This window comes from Arthrobacter globiformis NBRC 12137 (genome assembly GCF_000238915.1).
Lineage (GTDB): Bacteria > Actinomycetota > Actinomycetes > Actinomycetales > Micrococcaceae > Arthrobacter > Arthrobacter globiformis.
Genome location: NZ_BAEG01000083.1, coordinates 26,091 through 42,573, shown reverse-complemented (window position 1 = coordinate 42,573; position 16,483 = coordinate 26,091). Strand labels below are relative to the sequence as shown.

Below are 16,483 nucleotides of genomic sequence, written 5' to 3'. Positions count from 1 at the left end.
ATGATCAACCACAGCATGACGGCGGGCGCGGCCCTGGTGGTCCATGGCGTGGACGACCTGCGGCTGGATCCAATGCAACCCGCAGAGCCGGAAAGCGACGAGGCCGTTGTCCAGATCGCCTACGGCGGCATTTGCGGATCCGACCTCCACTGCTGGCTGCATGGCGCCGCCGGTGAATCCGTGCTTCGCGAACCGCTCGTGCTCGGGCATGAAGTGGTGGGCACGGTCGTGCAGGCAGCGGCGGACGGTTCGGGCCCGGCAGCAGGCACCCGGGTGGCGGTCCATCCTGCCACTCCCGGCGACGACGGCGCCCGCTACCCGCAGGACCGCCCCAACCTGTCCCCGGGATGCACCTACCTCGGCAGCGCCGCCCGGTACCCGCACACCCAGGGTGCTTTCAGCCAGTACGCCGCCCTGCCCGCACGCATGCTCCGCCCGCTGCCCGACGGCCTTCCGCTGCGGGCGGCTGCCCTGGCCGAGCCCGCCAGCGTTGCCTGGCACGCTGTCGCCCGCGCCGGCGACGTCCGGGGAAAGCGCGCGCTGGTGATTGGCAGCGGACCGATTGGATGCCTGGCGGTCGCCGTCCTCAAGCGTGCGGGCGCGTCGGAAATCATCGCCGTCGACGTACATGAGGAGCCGCTGGAGCGGGCGCGCCTGGTGGGTGCCACCGGCACCATTCTGGCGTCCGACGCCGATGCTATCGCCGCCGTGGAGGCCGACGTCACCGTGGAGTCCTCCGGGAACCACCGCGGCCTGGACTCGGCCATCCGCGGAACGATGCGCGGCGGCAAGGTGGTGATGGTGGGCTTGCTGCCCAGCGGAGCACAGCCGGTGGCCATTTCGCTTGCCATTACCCGCGAATTGGACCTCCTGGGCTCCTTCCGCTTCAACACGGAAATGGACGAGGTCCTCACCGCCCTGGCAGAGGGGAGCCTCCACGTGGATCCGGTGGTCACGCACGAGTACCCGTTCAGCCAGGCATTGGAGGCTTTCGCTACGGCCAAGGACGCCGGCCGCTCTGGCAAGGTCCTGATCTCGTTCATTCCCGAGACAGCCACAGGGGAGATCTGATGCTGCGCACCACAGCCCAAGCCACCAGCACGCGCTCCCGCACCGTCACCGCCACGACGGGGACACACTGCCCTGTCAGCGGCGAGTGGGCACCCGTCGGCGCGGATGGCACCGTCTGCCGCGTGCTGGAAGGAAGCATGATGCCGGCATTCCGGAACCGGGCGGCTGAATGGGAACTGGTTGAGTGCCTGCAGCGCCGTGACGTACATTCCTGATGCCCGGCCGCGGCGCCGCGTCGCCGCGGAGCGCACCAACGCCGCGCCGGCCCGGGCTGCCTCAGCCCGGGCCGCATCCGGCGGAATCCTGGACCTGGAGCGCAGGCTCGCCCAGGAAAAGGCGGCCCGGGCGCACCGGCAAAGCCGCCTCCGCGGGCTGCTGGGCAGGCGCAACGAGTCCGTGGCAGCGGCGGTGGCCGGCGGCGTGCAGGCGGCGGCCGTGGCCGCCGCCACCGGCCTGAAGATCACCGAGGTCAAGAAAACAGCAAAGGCTTTTTCCGATTCCCACGTTCCGGAGCTCACCCGTGAGCAGCACATTGCCCTACTTGCCGCTCTGGCGGAGCAGTTGCGGACGGTGATCGAGGAGAAGGAAAGCGCCGACCGGCAGTTTCGTGCCGACGTCGTGGACGTCCTTCGCAGCGGGGAAATGGACGTCTTCCGGATTGCCGCGTTAACGGCAATAACGGCCGACCGGTTGCGCGAACTCACCCGCGGAACGGGACTCCGTTCAGAGAACTTCCGGCTGGGATCCTAGCTGGCGGCCTTATCCGATGCCGCCTCGGCAGCGCCCTCGGCCGAGGCGTCGTTTGAGCTGTTTGCGCGTGAGCTGTCCGCGCCGGCGCGCTCGTCGCTGGTCCGTCCGCCGCTGGCGCGGTCCTCGCTCCACCCCGTCATGGCGCCCTTGAGCGCGGCGACGAGCCGTTCCGTTGCCTGGTCCTTGGTGAGGCCGACGGTGTTGATGAGGTCGAGGATTTCGCGGGGGTCGAACAGGATGTTCCACAGGAACATCGCCTCGTCGCCCAGCGGCTCCAGGCCAAGCTCGTCGCAGGTTTCCCGGAGCGGCCGTTCGAGCGCCTCCGCCTGGACGGTCAGGTAAAAGGCGCCTTTGCGCAGGCGTGCCAGGTAGCCCTCACCGGAACGGGTGTAGAGCATGGCGCCGCCGTGGCGGGTGACCAGGTCCACCCATTTACGGCTGACGGCTACCAGCAGTTCCAGCCCGGTGGCGTCCTGCTTGAGGCTGAAGTCCCGCAGTTTCTGGCCCACGCCGAAACGGTATTCGGACAGGATGTCCTCGACAGAGGCGAAATGGCGGTAGGCCGTGGCGGTTGAGATCTCGGCATGCTTGGCGATGTCGGTCATGCTGATGGGACCCCGGCGGGCAGCAAACAGCTGGCCCGCGGCCTTGATGAGTTGTCGTCGGTTGCGCTGGGTGTCGCTACGCATGTTGGGTCCCCTCTCGGTACTCACCTAGCTTAGGGCCTTGGCGGCGGCCCACCCTGTGAGGGCGGCGGTGAACGTGCGGACCAACCGCTCCGACGCCTGGTCCGGCGTCAGGCCGAGGCTCTCAATGAGGTCGAAGATTTCGCGCGGGTCGAAGAAGAGATTCCACAGGAACAGGGCCTCGTCGCCCTGTCCCTCTACGCCGAGGACCCGGGTCACCTCGTCGAGGGGCCGCGCCAGCGCGTCGGCCTGCACGGTGAGGTAGTAGGCGCTGTCCCGCATGCGGGCGAGGTAGCCTTCGGCGGAGCGGGTATGGACCATCGAGCCGCCATGCTGCACCACCAGCTCCACCCATTTCCGGCAGACCAGCTCAAGCAGCTCGTGCCCGTGCGCCTCCTGGGCAGCGCTGAAAGTCAGCAACTCGCGCCCCACCTCGAAGCGGTACGCAGCCAGCACCTCATCAACCGACGCGAAATGGCGGTAGGCGGTGGCGGTGGAAATGCCGGCCTCGGCGGCCACGTCTGCCATGGACGCAGCCGTGCCGGCGCCAAACAGGGCGCCGGCGGCGTTGACCAGGAGCGTCCGGCTGCGCAGGGTGTCGGGCCGGAGCCCCGAGGCGGGGTTGGAGACCAGCATCTACCGGAGGGCTGCCAGGCCGGAGGCCAGGCGTTCCACGCCGGCCGTGATGGCTTCGGCGCTCGCGGCATAGGAAAGGCGGAGGTGGAATTCGCCGTTGCGGCCGAACTCGCTGCCCGGACGGACAGCCACACCAAAGTCTCGCAGGTGGGCCACCATCTGGGCCGCCGGAAGGTCGACGTCGTACTTGGGGAAGAGGTAAAAGGCACCTTCCGGTGAACTGACAGTGAGCCCGGGAATGTTCCGGAGGCCGCTGGCCATCAGCTCGCGGCGCTGGGAGTAGGAGGCGTGCATGCGCTCGATGTCCGGACCGCAGGTTTTCAGGGCGGTCAGCGCGGCCAGCTGGACGGCGGTGTTCATGGAGCCGTTGAACGTGTTGTGGACCCGGGCCGCCGAGGCGATGACGTCGGACGGGCCCCAGAGGTAGCCCACCCGCCAGCCGGTCATGGCGTAGCTCTTGGAGAAGGTCTGGCAGTAGATGGTCCGGCCGCGAAGGCCTTCGATCTCCAGAGCAGAGACGAAGGGCTCGGGCGTGTAGACGAGGTCGCTGTAGGCCTCGTCGGACAGCACCAGGGTCTCGGTGCCGGCCACCATGTCCGCCAGGGCTTCGAGTTCGCGGCGGCTGTGCACGATGCCCGTCGGGTTGGAGGGGTTGCAGAAGACGAACAGCTTGGCGCCTTCCAATGCCGCGGCCAGTGCTTCCAGGTCCCAGTGCAGGTCCTCTGCGAGCGGCACGGGAACGGTGGTGCCGCCGGCCATGCTCACCAGGTCCGCGTACAACGAGTAGGTGGGGTCCGGAATGACCACTTTGTCGCCGGGATTGACGATGCCGAGGATCGCGGCGGAGAGTCCGGCGGTTCCGCCCTGGGTGATGAGCACGTCGCCCGGGCTGGCCACTCCGTCGAGGAGCCGGCCGATACGGGCGGCCAGCTCCTCGCGAAGCACCTGCTCGCCGAGCAGCGGCGAGTAGTGGGTGTGGCCCTCTTCCAGGGCCTGTGCGGCCGCGGCGCGTACCTGGGCGGGAGTGTCGAAGTCCGGTTCGCCCATCGCCAGGGACACGAGGTCCCCCTTGGACTGCGGCTGCTGGACGCGCAGCGACGTGCGCTGGACGCGCTGCACTGCCTCCGAGGGCTGGAAGGCGCTGACGAGGGTAGCGGCTGGTTCGAGGGTCATGGTGGTCCTGCCTGGTGTTGAGGGATGGCTTGCGGGGGTCGCGACGCTGCTGGACGTGACGGCGGCGGTGGCGCTGGCGGAGTACGTGCGGCGGCGTTTCATCTCTGGGGTACTTCCCCTGCGGGGGCGCCGGTCCACCGGCTGATTTCGATGTCTCCGGAGGTGTCGCGCTGCACGGTGGGGGCGATGATCAGTTCCTGCACCACCGTGCGCTGCGGCAGCGTGGCCACGAGGTGGATGGCCCGGGCCACGTCCTCGGGCTGGACCATGGCATCGCGTTCCTCGGCGTGCGGCGGGCGTGCCCTGTTGTCCAGGATGGGTGTGGCGGTTTCGCCGGGAAGGATGGTGACGGCGCGCAGGCCCTCGTTGCGGAAGGTGTTGTGCAGGTACGTCATGAAGTTCCGGACGGCTGCCTTGGCCGCACCGTAGGCGGCGCCGCCCAGGAGGTTCGGGTTCACGGCGGCCAGCGAGGAGACGGTGATGATGGTGCCGGTGTTCCGGGAGAGCATGTCTGGAAGGACGGCCTGGGTGAGCAGGTAGACGGCGTTGAGGTTGACGTCCAGGACCTCGTTCCATTCCTCCTGGCTGATCCAGCGGACGTTGAGGACCTTGCTGGCGCTGCCGGCATTGTTCACCAGGATGTCCACCGGGCCGAGCGAGGTGCGGACGTCCTCGATCAGGGCGTCGACGTCCGTTTTCGAGGAGATGTCCGCTGCCCGCACCACGGCGCGGCCGCCGTCGGCTGTGATGGCGGAGGCGACGTCGTCCAGCACCTCACTGCGCCGGCCCACCAGCACTACGATCGCGCCCTCGGCTGCCAGCAGCGCGGCGGTGGAGCGCCCCATGCCGGTGCCGGCTCCGGTGACAACGGCCACCTTGCCTTCGAGAAGTCCCAATTTACCGCTCCTAATCGCAGTGATATTCATGCTTCATATGAGAAAAGTTTCTCATCTTTTGGATGGCTCGGTCAAGCACCCTGACAGTGGAACTTCACGCCGCGGCGGGCCGGGCAGCCTGGACGGAGGCATGCGGCAGCCGGACGGCACCGAACAGGCTGCGGACGCGCTCCTCCAGAACAGTGAGCAGGCGCTGCTGTTCGCGGTAACGTTCCACGGCTTCGTCGTTGCTGACCCAGCGGAAGGTCATCTTCTGGCCGGGGCGGGCCTGGCCCAGCATGGGCAGGGACGCCTTGGTGGCGAAGGCGACGATCGGGTAGCCGGCGGTCAGCGTCCGGTACCGGCCCAGGATGATGAGCTCGTCGCCGTGCGGGATCTCGAAGGCGCCGATCGGCACGCCGTGGGACACGATTTCGCCGAGTCCCTCCGGGTGGACCACCGGGCCGTCCAGGCGCAGGCCCACGTGGTTCGATTTCGCGGTGACGGTGTACTCGCGGCAGGCCAGCAGTTCCCTGATGCCGGGTGCCGCGCCGGTTTCCGGGCCGTCGACGATGTCGATGTGCCACGTGCCCGGGCTGAAGGCCGGAACGGGGACCGGAAGCCGGAAGAGGGGCTGGGACAGGTAGGGATGTTCGAAGCCCGCGTAGCTGGTGGCGAGCTGAAGGTCCTGGCCGACGCCGATCTGCTGCGGGAAGCCCATGCGCGCCTCCGGTGCCGCGCTGCCCATGAAAAGGCCGGTGGCGAGCGTCCCGTTGAAGGCCAGGTAGTTGCGCATGCCGCCCCGCGCGTTGGCGATGATCACGCGCGCACCGGCGGGGACGCAGACGGGTTCCCACATGGCGGCGGCCTCGCCGTTGACGGTCACATCCGCCGGGGCGCCGGTGACGGCGATCAGCACCGGGGCGTCGGGGGTGAAGCTGAACCGGCCGCCCATGGTCTCGATGCAGGTGCCGGTGCGGAGGTTGCCCACGAGGATGTTGGCCACCGAGGCGGAATGTTGGTCGGCAGCGCCGCCGCAGGGGACACCCATGTGTTCGGAGTGTTCACGGCCCAGGTCCTGGAACGTGGAAAGCCAGCCGGCCTCGCGGATCTTCAGTCCAACGGTTTGTTCAGCGGTTGCCATCGGTGGTCCCCCTGGAATTTGCGGCAGCCGGGCGGAGAAACTGGCCCTCCAGCGCCTCCCATTCACTCTCCGGGACGACCCGGAAGCGCACGCGGTCGCCCGGGGCGTAGGACGTAGCGGGGTCTTCCTTGATGTCGCACACGGTTAGTGGCGTGCGGCCGATGACTTTCCAGCCGCTCGGGCCGGGAAAGGGCTGGATAATGGCGCTGGTGCCGGCCACCATCACCGATCCGGGATCCACGTTGGTGCGCGGTTCCCGGCAGCGGCTGACCTGGCCGGGGAACGGGAGACTGCCCATCATGGGCGCCATCGCGGAGGCGAGCAGGTTGATGGAGAGCTCCGTGCTCTCCAGGATTCCCAGCACGGCTTCCTGGCTGATGCCCAGCTCGTCGGCGACGCCGGGAAGGTCGGGGGAGAAGGCCTCGCTGACCACCACCGGGATCTCGAAGAGCTCGGCAGCGGTCTTCTCCGGCCCGCCCGCAGCGGCGGGTCCGCCGGCAGCGCCCAAGCCGCCGGCGACACGGGCGCCGCCCGCCGCGGCGAGCCGGATGGTCTGGGCGAGTTGGCCGTGGCTGACGGCCAGGCAGTCGAACTCCACCAGCACCGAGTCCACGCCGGCCACCACGTCCAGCAGTCCGTGCGGCTGCAGGTCGAACACCAGTTCGCGGATCAGGCGGCTTCCGGCCTGGCGTTCTTCCGCTGTGCTGGCCGCCACCCTCAGCATCAGGCCCGAGTCGCCGAATGGTGTCGCCTCGATGTCCAATAATCGTTGCGTCGGCTGCTCGGGCGCTGGCTGGAGGTTCATGGTTCCTTGGTTCGTGTCAGGCGCCGGCTGTGGCTGGCGGGTCGGGGAAGGGCAGTTTAGGCCGCGGCCAGACGTGCTTTTTCGGCGAGGACTTCCTGCAGGCCGGTGGCCTTGATGCCGGCGGCCTCCAGTGCCTTGCGGAGCGCAGTGCCGTTCTCCAGGACCTGCGGGTGGTCACCGTGGAGGAGGACAACGTCGGCGTCGTGCCCGAGCGGGACCACGTTGCCGGTGACGGCGCGGACGGTGCCTTCGGTGACCACCTGGACCACGCGGCGGCCGATTTCCTCGGGTTCGTGCAGGAGGGCGCCCTCGGTGTTGCGGGAGACGGGCATGCCGTCCTCGCCGTAGCCGCGGTCGGCCAGGAACACGTAGCCCACCTCGAGTCCGCGCTTGCGGGATTCGTCGGCCAGAAGCCCGTTCTGGCAGATCACGATGTAGGAGGGGTCGTAGGCCTTGATGGCGTCGGTGATGGCGCGGGCGTGCTTGGCGTCGGTCTGGGCGATGCTGCCCATCCGGCCGTGCGGGGCCACGTGGCTGATCTTGCCGCCGTGGATGCGGGCGAAGGCGTCCAGGGCGCCGATCTGGTACAGAACGTCGGTGCGGATTTCCTCCTCGCTGGCTTCGATCAGGCGCCGGCCGAAGCCCACCAGGTCCGGGTATCCGGGGTGGGCGCCGAGCTCGATGCCGCGCTCCACGCAGGACTTCACCGTGGCGTCCATGACGCGCGGGTCGCCGGCGTGGAAGCCGCACGCGATGTTGGATGCGGTGACCAGGCCCAGCAGGGCGTCGTCGTCGCCGATGGTGTAGTTGCCGTAGCTTTCGCCGAGGTCTGCGACGACGGCCACTGAATTGATGCTCAAGGTTTGCTCCCGGTGGTTCAGGTTGTGGTGCTTATGGTCCGACGACGGCGGCCGGCCGGCAAGGGCGGCAGGCCGCCGTCGTGCTTTGCTTAGTGAGTCTGCAGCGGCAGTCCCTTGGTTTCCTTCAGGAAGTACACGGACACCAGGGTGATGATGGCGGTGCCGATGGCGGCGTAGGCGGGGACCATGCTGTTGCCCGTGGCCTTGATGACCTCGGTCATGACCAGCGGGGCGCTGCCGCCGAAGATGATGGTGCTGATGCTGAACCCGATGCTGTAGGCGCTGTAGCGCACGGTGGTCGGGAACATTTCGGTCAGGACGGTGTGGACGACGGCGGCGTGTCCGGAGAAGGCGATGGCCATGACCACGGTGGCGACGCAGGCCAGGACCATGTTGCCGGTGGTGATCATCGCGAACATCGGGTAGGACACCACTGCCATGAGCACTGCGGAGAATGCCAGCACGGGCTTGCGGCCGATGCGGTCGGACAGGCGGGCCATGAGCGGGATCGAGATGATGATGGCCACCAGGCTGAAGGCGGTGACGGTCAGGGCCTGGACCATGCTGAAGTTGTTGCCGGTGCCCAGCTGGGTCTTCAGGTAGGTGGGCATGTAGGCGAACAGCAGGTAGTAGCCGGGGCCGTTGACTGCCGGGAGGAAGATGGTCAGGGCGATGGCCTTCAGGTGGCGCTTGGACGTCAGCGCGGCGCGCAGCGGGTTGCGTTCCACCTGGTTGCGGTCACGGAGTGCGGCGAAATGGGGGGTGTCCTCCATCTTGGAGCGGATGTAGTAGCCCACGTAGCCCAGCGGCAGGGCGAACAGGAACGGGATGCGCCAGGCCCAGGACTCCATGGTGGCGTCGCCGAGGGTGGTGATGAGCGCGGCGGACAGGGCGCTGCCGAAGAGCAGGGCGCAGAACGATCCCACGGCGATGAAGCTCATGTTGTAGTTGCGGTGCCGGTTGTGGGCATATTCGCCCACGAAGGCCATGGCGCCGGCCACTTCGCCGCCTGCGGAGAAGCCCTGCAGGATGCGGAAGAGGATCAGCAGGGCCGGCGCGGCCCAGCCGATGACGGACGACGACGGGATGAGGCCGATGCAGGCCGTGGCGCCGGAGATGAGCAGGAGGAGCACGGCGAGCAGGTTCTTGCGTCCCAGCTTGTCGCCCAGGTAGCCGCAGATCACGCTGCCGAACGGGCGGGCCAGGAAGCTGACCAGGAAGCCGACGTTGGTCAGCAGCAGGGAGCCGAGGTCCTTCGAGCCCATGATGTTGATGGCCAGGTAGGTGGTCAGAAGGCCGTAAATGCCGTAGTCGTACCACTCCACGAAGGAGCCCGCGGTGCCGGCGAAGGTTGCCTTCCGCACCATCTTGCCGTCGGCTGTGACGACCTGTACTTGAGCGGTGTTGAGGTCCACTGAATCCGTCGATGAATTAGTCATTGGAGTTCTCTCAGTCTAGGAGGGTCCCGGTGGTGGGAGAAGCTTGGGTTAGCTGTATTCGCGCGTGACTTCGGCCGTCATTTCGGCCTCGTGTGCGGCGACTTCGATGACGCGTTCCAGGATCTCCGCGGCGCGGGCCTGGGGGATGATGACGACTCCGTCGTCGTCGGCGGCGACGATGTCACCGGGGGAGCAGACGATGCCGCCGATGGCCACCGGCTCGCCGATGACACCGGGGCCGTTCTTGAACGGGCCTGCGGGGGTGGTGCCCCGGGCGAAGACCGGGAACTTGATGTCCGTTATGGTGGCACGGTCGCGGATGTAGCCGTCGATGACTGCTCCGGTGGCGCCGGCAGCCTCGAAGCGCTGGGAGAGTTGCTCGCCCACCAGTGCGCGGTGTTCGTGGCCAAAGCCGTTGATGACCACCACGTCGCCGGGCTCGATGTAATTCAGCGCTTCAATCACGGCCGCGTTGTCCCCGGCCGCACCCAGGACGGTCAGTGCCGACCCGACGCAGTGCGCGCCGGCCCAGACGGGGTTGATGTTGCCGTCCACCAGGCCCAGCCGTTCCATCGCGTCGCCGATGTTGGCCACCGGGAACTTCTCGAAAGCCTTGACCAGCTCCCGGGACGGGCGGGTCCACTGTGCGGTGCGGACGGTGAGTTCGAGCGTTGTTGCCATGGGGTTCAGCCTTTGGTGTGGAGGGGTGGAATGCGGTGGCAATACTTGAGATGCCAATCACATATGAGAAAAGTTTCGCGTTTCTTTTTCCATCCGTCAAGCGTTTTCTGTTTCGGGGATGTAAAAGGTTCCGGGCAGGGCTTGCCGGACGGGCGGGGGTGGTGGCTAGGTGTTTGTCCGGGTGGGGCGGACGGCGCCCGGCTCCGTTAGGGCGTGGTGCGCCTGCTCCACGAGGGCAGCGGGGGACTCGCCGATATCCAGGAGGATGTGCTGCTCGTCGGCGTCGAGCGGCTCAAGGGCGGCGAGCTGGGACGCCAGCATGGCAGCGGGCATGAACTCGTGCTGCCGGCCCGCCAGCCGCCGGCTCAGCGTTTCGGCGTCGCCACTGAGATGGAGGAACAGCACTTCGCTCGCCTCGGACCGGAGCTGGTCGCGGTAGCGGCGCTTGAGGGCCGAGCAGGCCACGACGACGCCGCCATCAGCGCCGGCACCGTCCCGCAGGGTCCTGCCGATCTCGGCAAGCCAGGGGCGGCGGTCGTCGTCGTTCAGGGGCACGCCTGCGCCCATCTTCTGCTTGTTTGCCGCGGGGTGGAGGTCGTCCCCGTCGATGAAGGCCAGGCCGAGGCGCTAGGCGAGCAGGCTGCCCACCGTAGATTTGCCGCACCCTGATACGCCCATGACCACCAGGGGTGGAAAAGTCGTCTTCGTCATTGATGAATCCTTCTCGCGGCACCCTTGCCACGTCTGCATCCGAATGCGATGAAGGTCGCATATGAGAAAAGTTTCGCAGATCCGAGTCGGGTGGTCAACAGACCGTTTTCCGAAATCTGCCACTCACGAAAAGGACGCCTCATGCCGTCAATCCGCACCGTCAGCTTTCCCGACCGGGACCTCCTCGACCGCCTGTCGCCCCTCCCGGAGGGCATCCGGGGAACCATCTGGGACCTGAAATCTGACCCGAAGGACGCCGCCCTGGCGGAGATTGACGCGGTGGTCCTGCCGTACATCGATGCGGGTGCCGTGCTGGGTTCACTGAGCAAGGCGAGCAACCTTCAGCTGGTCCAGACGCAGTCCACGGGGTACGACGGCGTGCCGGAGGCTGCAGGTCCCGCGGCCGCCGTCGCCACCGCTGCGGGTGTGCATGCTGCGGCGACCGCCGAACTCGCCGTCGGGCTCATCCTGGCCAAGCTCCGAGGGATCGACGCGGCGGCCAGGGACCAGCAGACCGGCAGCTGGCGTCCCCAGCGCCGCCGGTCACTGGCGGACCGCCGGGTACTGCTGCTCGGCGTCGGCGGGATCGGGCACGAGATCGCCAAGCGACTGGCGCCGTTCGAGGTGGAACTGACGCGGGTGGGCAGCAGTGCCCGCACGGATGCGTACGGTGAAGTTCACGCTGCGGCGGAGCTCGTTTCCCTGGCCGCGTCGCATGACGTCCTCGTGGCGGTGACGCCCCTGAGCGAGGAAACGCACCGGCTGGTCAGCGCCGACGTCCTGTCGGCACTGCCGGACGGCGCCCTGGTGGTGAACGGGGGCCGCGGGCCCGTCGTCGACACCGACGCCCTCACCGCGGAGGTCGTGTCCGGACGGCTGCACTGCGCCCTCGACGTCGTGGACCCGGAACCGCTGCCCAGCGACCACCCGCTGTGGAAGTCGGAGAACGCGCTGGTCACGCCCCACATCGGCGGCAACGCCTCAGCCTTCGAGCCGCGGATCGTCAAGCTCCTGGCCAGCCAGCTCGAAGCCCTCGCCGCAGGCAACCGCCCGGCCAACCTCGTCCAGGAAGGGCCGTTCTCCGCCGCTCGTTGAGCCTGTCGAAACCACGTCGGGGTGAATTGCCAAATATGGTCGCATGTGACGCGTTTGAGCGGCCATATTTGGCAAAACCGGCGCATGGGAAATGAAGGCGGCCGCCCCGCCGTCGGGCTCAGGCGGCCGGACTGACATGGACGATGATGACCTGGGTGGTTTTAGAGCCGTCGTAGCGCAGGTCGTAGTTCACCCCGAGGCCGGTGGCGTAGCCCGAGGTAATGGAGAAGTCGCTCCTGTCTCCGGGATCGCTCTCCGTGGAACTGATCCAGTTCTCGGCGGATTCCTTGTCGATGCCGTAGCGCTCCACGCCATCGCGGATGAGCCCGTAGAACTCCTCCCTGGAATCCGTGGTGAGGAAGTAGGTGACTTCGCTGAAGTCGGTCCGGGTCTTTCCTGAATTGAAGCGGATCCTGTCCGTCTTTCCGGTGACCTCCCCGGTCGGGCCAACGATCGTGAGACTGATCTTCCCGTCGCCTCGGGTATTGATCTCAGGACCGAAATTTGCGGTGGCCTCGACGTTGACGGCGGCCTTTTCCAGGGTGCCGGAACTCATGTCCAGCCTGGCGGTCCGGCTCGCCTTGATCTGTTCTACGCCGGCGTCATCGAGGGTGGAGAAGGCACCGGGGGCTAGGGTGGCGGTGGTTGTCGGCGTCCCCGGCCCACTGGTCACAGTGCATCCGGTCAGGAGCAGGCCGACTGTCAGCAGAGCGGCGGCGACGGTCCCGCCTCCTGGCCGGGGTGCGGCCAGATTTTGCCCGGGCTTACGCAGTCCCACGATATTCACACAATCCCCCTGTTGTTGTTTGACTGAAATTTCCACTGCCCGGCGTTTATGCCAGGTCAGAGCGGGAAGACGCCGATGAACCAGAACAGGGCGGCGGCAAAGACGGCGAAGAACGGTATCAGGCAGCCCAGCGCGGTTCTCGTTTCGGAGGAGGGCTGGAAAGACTCGTTCGGGTTGGCCGGGTTGTAGGCAATGTTTATCGGCGATCCGGGCAAGGGCTTTTCGGCAGACGAGACCTCGGACTCGCCCACAAACAGCGTTCCGTGCGGGTCGGTGAACTGGTACGTGGGCCAGAAGCGCCGGTTTCTCGTCATGTTGCCGGTACCTCCGCTCCAGCCGGCGCGGCTCCCTGTCACCGTGGCCTGCACGCGTGGCCAACCGGCTGTCAGCTGTTCGTGCCGCCTGGTCTTCCTGGCCGCGTGGATGACGGAGTAGATGGCGCCGGCAACGAACAGCGCCCAGACGACGTACAGCACGATTTTCAAGTGATCCCCCAACGCTCACCAAGCAGTATGCCAGCTTGCCTTGCTTAGGGCATCCTGCCGCGCCAGCGGATGCCCGCGGCCCGCCGTCGTACGTCCTGGTGGTCGACTGTCGAAACTTTGATCTCGCTCCCCACCAGCACCCTAAGCTCGCAAACTTGCTCAGGGAACCCGCCTGGCGTGGGCCCAGGCTCGATCAGAGTTTGCCGTAAGCCTGCGGGAGCTTCAGGCCGCGCCCGTTCATGAGGGTGCGCAGGCGGGTGGGGTAGTCGGTGATGATGCCGTCCACGCCGAGGTCGATCAGGCGCGCCATGTCCGCGGTGGTGTTCACGGTCCACGGGATGACGGGCAGGCCGAATTCGTGTGCTTCGGCGATCATCTTCGGGGTGACGGAGGCGAAAGCGGGGGAGATGACATCGTAGCCCTGGGCCCTGGCTGCCTTGGCGAGGGAGCCGTCGTAGTCGTCGATGTCGATGCCGCCGAGCTCGGGCGCCGCGCCGGGCCTGCCCACCTGCAGCCACGCGTCGCCACTCGAGAGAGCCACTGTCGGCAGCTGCGGGGCGATCTTTTTCGTGTAGTTCAGCGTGGACCAGTCGAAGGACTGCACGGTGGTGCGGCCGGACATGCCCGCCATGTAGATTTCGGTGACCACGGCCTTGGTCAGCGCCACCGAGCCCTCGCCGCCGGCCTGGCCATCCTCCACCTTGGTTTCCACGTTGAAGCGGACCTTCTTGGCGCCGTAGTCGCGGACCAGCTGGAACACGTCCTTGAGCTCGGCGATGCGGTTGCCCTCGATGACGTCCTGCTCCGGGTAGCCGGGCAGCTGCTTGAAACCGCAGTCCAGGGTCTTGATCTGCGCCAGCGACAGGTCGGCCACGCGGTCGCCGACGTACGGGAACTCGGCGTCACCCGGCGTGGCGGGAGAGGTGTCCACGCACTTGTTGGCCTGGATCGTGTCGTCGTGCCAGACGATGACCTTGCCTTCCTCGGTCAGGTGGGTGTCCAGCTCGAGCGTGCTCACGCCCAGCTTCAGCGAGTTCGCGAACGCGGCCAGGGATTCTTCGGTCCACTCGCCGCGGCCGCCGCGGTGCGACTGCAGGTCGAAGGAGCCGTTGCGCTCGTTCGTCTTTATGGGGGAGCTTGCAGTTCCTGCCGCGTTCGACGACGGCGGGCCGGCGTCCGCCCTCGGGGCGGCAACGGCGGTGCCCGCCGTTGAGGCAATCGCTGTGGTGAAAAGCGCGACGGCGGCTGCTGCGGTCAGGACTTTGCGCATGGTTTTGGTTCCTCCCGGATGGCTGTGGCCGGCGCTGAGCCGCCGACCCGTTCACCCTAGGGAGGCCAGGTGGCGAGCGGCATGCGGGCAGGTGGCGGTGAGGTTAACGGCAGTGCCGGGCGTACGCCAGGTTCCAGCCGGGACATCTTCCATCAGAATGGAGAAAGGAAAGACGGGAGGCTCCACCATGACTGTCCTTGTTGCCTATGCGAGTGCACTGGGTTCCACCCGGGAGATAGCCCAACATGTGGCCTCACGAATGGCGGTGGCCCTGGGCGAGGTCGAGTGCCGGTCTGTGGAGGAGATCGAATCCGTTTTCGGCTACGAGGCTGTGGTGATCGGCAGCGCCATCCACAATCAGGCGTGGCTGCCCCCGGCTTCGGAGTTCCTCACACAGCATGCGCCCGAGCTCGCCAAGCGGCCCGTCTGGGCCTTCAGCGTGGGGATGTCCGACGGCCTGCCAAAGCTGTTCCGCGAGCGCGGTGCTGCACTGCAACAGCAACGTCTGGAAGAAACGCAGTTCCAGGAAGTTCAGCTTCGCGGCCACACTGTCTTTTCCGGGGTCTACGAGGCCAGCCAGTTATCGGCGCCGCTCCGGGGGCTGTTCCGGCTCGCCGGCGGCCGCTTCGGAGACTTGCGAGACTGGGCCGCCGTCGACGCCTGGACGGATCAGGTGACAGCCGAACTCGCGAAGCCTGCTTCGTCCGCACCGTCGGGCGCTGAGCCGGAATAGTTTTGGAGGATTGGCCGCGGGCCTACGGCATCCACGCGGTGACGAATCCACCCCGGGACTGGTCGGGGGTCGGCTGCTGTTCCGGTGCCGGCCCGCCTGATCGGGTCAGGTCTGGCCCGGGAACGCCGGGTCCTGCGGCGACGGGAGCGGCAGCGTCGGGAGCGGCCAGCGACAGGACGCGGCCATAGGTCGAACACAGCTCCTCAACGGTGTGTCCTGTGCAGCGCCAGCCCGCTGCTTCGAGCAGCTCGATTGGGTCCTGCGGATCGGCCCGAGCCAGCAGTTCGCTCATGGGCAGGCCCGTCTGCTCGCTGAACTCGCGCAGCTTGGCCTCGATGCCGTCAGTTTTGGGAAGGGCAACTGCCCGCTCAATGACCGCCCGCGAACCTGGCGCCGACAACACCGCAACTTCGTTCAGCACTGCATGCTGGGCCGCAGCATCGAGGTACGGCAGCAGGCCTTCGAGGACCCACGTGGTGGGCTGCGCCGGGTCGAAACCGCCAGCCAGGAGCCCCTCCCGCCACGGCAGGGAAAGGTCCGCAGCCAGGGTGATCAGCTCGCACCGCGGCTCCGCGGACAGCCGGCTCAGCACATGGGCCTTGAACTCCAGGACGTTGGCGCTGTCGACCTCAATGACTCTGGCGCCTTCTGGCCATGGCAGCCGGAAGGCCCGGGTGTCGAGCCCGGCGCCGAGAACCACTGTCTGCGTGGTGGCAGGGGCGGACTGCAGGAAGTCGTCGATGAACCTGGTCCGCATGCCGATGTAGATGGAGGCCAGCAGGAGTGGCTGCTGCAGCGGAGGGGCCTCCGCCGGTTGAGCGGGCCACACCGTCGGCAGGTCCAGGTGGGAGCGGGCGGCCACCACCAGGGCCGAGGCGAAGGGATCCGCCACGAGCTGGTCGGCCCGCGAGGTCTCGACGGCGCGGCCCGCGGCCACGGCCAGGGCCGTCAGTGGCAGCCCCTGGTCCTCAAGTTCGGTACTGCGTCCTTGTTCGGTCACGCCATACCCTCCCGCTCGCTGGTTCCCTTTTCGGTGAGCCTACTCCGGGTGGGACCTGTCAGACCTGCGCGGCGCTGTCCCACCAGCCTTCCCAAGCGGCGGACGTGAGCTGACCCTTGGGAAAATCGGTATTCGACGCGGACTCGCCGAATTGGGAGTTCCCGTCAGCGCGCGTGGTGAAGAACAGGTTCAAGGTATTCCAAAGCATGGCTATTTCCTTTCAATCGAGGGTGCGGACGACCCTCTTTCAGGTAGGAATTAGCGTAGCCACGGTATGTTTCA

Annotated in this window: 20 protein-coding genes; 5 read left to right on the top strand and 15 right to left on the bottom strand. The window is 67.3% G+C overall.

Going from position 1 to position 16,483, the window contains the following annotated elements:
- The 3 genes from ARGLB_RS15890 to ARGLB_RS15880 are packed head-to-tail and all read left to right on the top strand — an operon-like array spanning position 1 to position 1,821.
- Positions 1-1,071, top strand: coding sequence for an L-idonate 5-dehydrogenase (locus ARGLB_RS15890; protein ID WP_003804423.1), 1,071 nt, complete (start codon positions 1-3; stop codon positions 1,069-1,071).
- The gene (locus ARGLB_RS15885; RefSeq protein WP_043419439.1) at positions 1,071-1,286 is read left to right on the top strand and encodes a hypothetical protein; all 216 of its coding nucleotides are present in this window, start codon (positions 1,071-1,073) and stop codon (positions 1,284-1,286) included. The genes ARGLB_RS15890 and ARGLB_RS15885 overlap by 1 nt, the downstream gene beginning before the upstream one ends.
- A complete protein-coding gene (locus ARGLB_RS15880) occupies positions 1,270-1,821 on the top strand; it encodes a hypothetical protein (protein ID WP_043419436.1) in 552 nt (183 codons plus the stop codon). Before ARGLB_RS15885 ends, ARGLB_RS15880 begins: the two co-directional genes overlap by 17 nt.
- Here the strand turns inward: ARGLB_RS15880 and ARGLB_RS15875 are convergent.
- The 10 genes from ARGLB_RS15875 to ARGLB_RS15830 form a co-directional block, all read right to left on the bottom strand.
- Positions 1,818-2,510: a TetR/AcrR family transcriptional regulator gene (locus tag ARGLB_RS15875; protein WP_003804420.1), complete on the bottom strand. Its 693-nt coding sequence runs from the start codon at positions 2,508-2,510 to the stop codon at positions 1,818-1,820. The genes ARGLB_RS15880 and ARGLB_RS15875 overlap by 4 nt on opposite strands.
- Positions 2,511-2,534: 24 nt before the next feature.
- Positions 2,535-3,143 carry a TetR/AcrR family transcriptional regulator gene (locus ARGLB_RS15870; protein WP_003804418.1) on the bottom strand — a complete coding sequence of 203 codons (609 nt, stop codon included), beginning with the start codon at positions 3,141-3,143 and terminating at the stop codon, positions 2,535-2,537.
- The gene (locus tag ARGLB_RS15865) at positions 3,144-4,418 is read right to left on the bottom strand and encodes a pyridoxal phosphate-dependent aminotransferase (RefSeq protein WP_003804416.1); all 1,275 of its coding nucleotides are present in this window, start codon (positions 4,416-4,418) and stop codon (positions 3,144-3,146) included.
- Positions 4,415-5,212, bottom strand: a complete 798-nt coding sequence (locus ARGLB_RS15860) for an SDR family oxidoreductase (RefSeq protein ID WP_003804415.1) — start codon at positions 5,210-5,212, stop codon at positions 4,415-4,417. The genes ARGLB_RS15865 and ARGLB_RS15860 overlap by 4 nt, the downstream gene beginning before the upstream one ends.
- Positions 5,213-5,306: 94 nt before the next feature.
- A complete protein-coding gene (locus ARGLB_RS15855) occupies positions 5,307-6,335 on the bottom strand; it encodes a 5-oxoprolinase subunit C family protein (RefSeq protein ID WP_003804413.1) in 1,029 nt (342 codons plus the stop codon).
- On the bottom strand, positions 6,322-7,140 hold the full coding sequence (locus tag ARGLB_RS22515) for a carboxyltransferase domain-containing protein (RefSeq protein ID WP_003804411.1): 819 nt from the start codon (positions 7,138-7,140) through the stop codon (positions 6,322-6,324). The genes ARGLB_RS15855 and ARGLB_RS22515 overlap by 14 nt, the downstream gene beginning before the upstream one ends.
- 56 nt (positions 7,141-7,196) lie before the next feature.
- Positions 7,197-8,000, bottom strand: coding sequence for a LamB/YcsF family protein (locus ARGLB_RS15845; protein ID WP_003804409.1), 804 nt, complete (start codon positions 7,998-8,000; stop codon positions 7,197-7,199).
- An 89-nt stretch (positions 8,001-8,089) separates the two neighbouring features.
- A complete protein-coding gene (locus ARGLB_RS15840) occupies positions 8,090-9,439 on the bottom strand; it encodes an MFS transporter (RefSeq protein ID WP_003804408.1) in 1,350 nt (449 codons plus the stop codon).
- Between the two features lie 48 nt (positions 9,440-9,487).
- Positions 9,488-10,120, bottom strand: coding sequence for an RraA family protein (locus tag ARGLB_RS15835; RefSeq protein WP_003804407.1), 633 nt, complete (start codon positions 10,118-10,120; stop codon positions 9,488-9,490).
- Positions 10,121-10,285: 165 nt separating this feature from the next.
- Complete coding sequence (locus ARGLB_RS15830; RefSeq protein WP_245531555.1) at positions 10,286-10,738, bottom strand: gluconokinase; 453 nt, start codon at positions 10,736-10,738, stop codon at positions 10,286-10,288.
- A gap of 234 nt (positions 10,739-10,972) precedes the next feature.
- Between ARGLB_RS15830 and ARGLB_RS15825 the strand changes: the two genes are divergently transcribed.
- A complete protein-coding gene (locus ARGLB_RS15825; RefSeq protein ID WP_003804405.1) occupies positions 10,973-11,926 on the top strand; it encodes a 2-hydroxyacid dehydrogenase in 954 nt (317 codons plus the stop codon).
- A gap of 118 nt (positions 11,927-12,044) precedes the next feature.
- Here ARGLB_RS15825 and ARGLB_RS15820 read toward each other — a convergent pair whose 3' ends face one another.
- From ARGLB_RS15820 to ARGLB_RS15810, 3 genes are all read right to left on the bottom strand, one after another.
- Entirely contained in the window at positions 12,045-12,713 is a 669-nt protein-coding gene (locus ARGLB_RS15820) for a hypothetical protein (RefSeq protein WP_003804404.1), read from the bottom strand.
- 56 nt (positions 12,714-12,769) lie between these two features.
- Complete coding sequence (locus ARGLB_RS15815; RefSeq protein WP_003804403.1) at positions 12,770-13,198, bottom strand: DUF3592 domain-containing protein; 429 nt, start codon at positions 13,196-13,198, stop codon at positions 12,770-12,772.
- 193 nt (positions 13,199-13,391) lie between these two features.
- A complete protein-coding gene (locus tag ARGLB_RS15810; protein ID WP_003804402.1) occupies positions 13,392-14,468 on the bottom strand; it encodes a glycerophosphodiester phosphodiesterase family protein in 1,077 nt (358 codons plus the stop codon).
- A 157-nt stretch (positions 14,469-14,625) separates the two neighbouring features.
- On the opposite strand from ARGLB_RS15810, the gene ARGLB_RS15805 reads away from it, so the two are divergent.
- On the top strand, positions 14,626-15,201 hold the full coding sequence (locus ARGLB_RS15805) for a flavodoxin domain-containing protein (protein WP_373279126.1): 576 nt from the start codon (positions 14,626-14,628) through the stop codon (positions 15,199-15,201).
- 22 nt (positions 15,202-15,223) lie between these two features.
- On the opposite strand, the gene ARGLB_RS15800 is transcribed toward ARGLB_RS15805, so the two are convergent.
- Together ARGLB_RS15800 and ARGLB_RS23685 are read right to left on the bottom strand one after the other, a co-directional pair.
- Positions 15,224-16,201 (bottom strand): SAM-dependent methyltransferase, encoded by a 978-nt coding sequence (locus ARGLB_RS15800; protein ID WP_003804400.1) that lies wholly within the window; start codon positions 16,199-16,201, stop codon positions 15,224-15,226.
- Positions 16,202-16,259: 58 nt separating this feature from the next.
- The gene (locus ARGLB_RS23685; RefSeq protein WP_175305011.1) at positions 16,260-16,409 is read right to left on the bottom strand and encodes a hypothetical protein; all 150 of its coding nucleotides are present in this window, start codon (positions 16,407-16,409) and stop codon (positions 16,260-16,262) included.
- Positions 16,410-16,483: the final 74 nt, after the last annotated feature.

Coding starts and splice junctions, on each gene's coding strand:
- ARGLB_RS15890 (WP_003804423.1), top strand. CDS start 1: ATGATCAACCACAGCATGACGGCGGGCGCGGCCCTGGTGGTCCATGGC.
- ARGLB_RS15885 (WP_043419439.1), top strand. CDS start 1,071: ATGCTGCGCACCACAGCCCAAGCCACCAGCACGCGCTCCCGCACCGTC.
- ARGLB_RS15875 (WP_003804420.1), bottom strand. CDS start 2,510: ATGCGTAGCGACACCCAGCGCAACCGACGACAACTCATCAAGGCCGCG.
- ARGLB_RS15870 (WP_003804418.1), bottom strand. CDS start 3,143: ATGCTGGTCTCCAACCCCGCCTCGGGGCTCCGGCCCGACACCCTGCGC.
- ARGLB_RS15865 (WP_003804416.1), bottom strand. CDS start 4,418: ATGAAACGCCGCCGCACGTACTCCGCCAGCGCCACCGCCGCCGTCACG.
- ARGLB_RS15855 (WP_003804413.1), bottom strand. CDS start 6,335: ATGGCAACCGCTGAACAAACCGTTGGACTGAAGATCCGCGAGGCCGGC.
- ARGLB_RS22515 (WP_003804411.1), bottom strand. CDS start 7,140: ATGAACCTCCAGCCAGCGCCCGAGCAGCCGACGCAACGATTATTGGAC.
- ARGLB_RS15840 (WP_003804408.1), bottom strand. CDS start 9,439: ATGACTAATTCATCGACGGATTCAGTGGACCTCAACACCGCTCAAGTA.
- ARGLB_RS15835 (WP_003804407.1), bottom strand. CDS start 10,120: ATGGCAACAACGCTCGAACTCACCGTCCGCACCGCACAGTGGACCCGC.
- ARGLB_RS15825 (WP_003804405.1), top strand. CDS start 10,973: ATGCCGTCAATCCGCACCGTCAGCTTTCCCGACCGGGACCTCCTCGAC.
- ARGLB_RS15810 (WP_003804402.1), bottom strand. CDS start 14,468: ATGCGCAAAGTCCTGACCGCAGCAGCCGCCGTCGCGCTTTTCACCACA.
- ARGLB_RS15805 (WP_373279126.1), top strand. CDS start 14,626: ATGGAGAAAGGAAAGACGGGAGGCTCCACCATGACTGTCCTTGTTGCC.
- ARGLB_RS23685 (WP_175305011.1), bottom strand. CDS start 16,409: ATGCTTTGGAATACCTTGAACCTGTTCTTCACCACGCGCGCTGACGGG.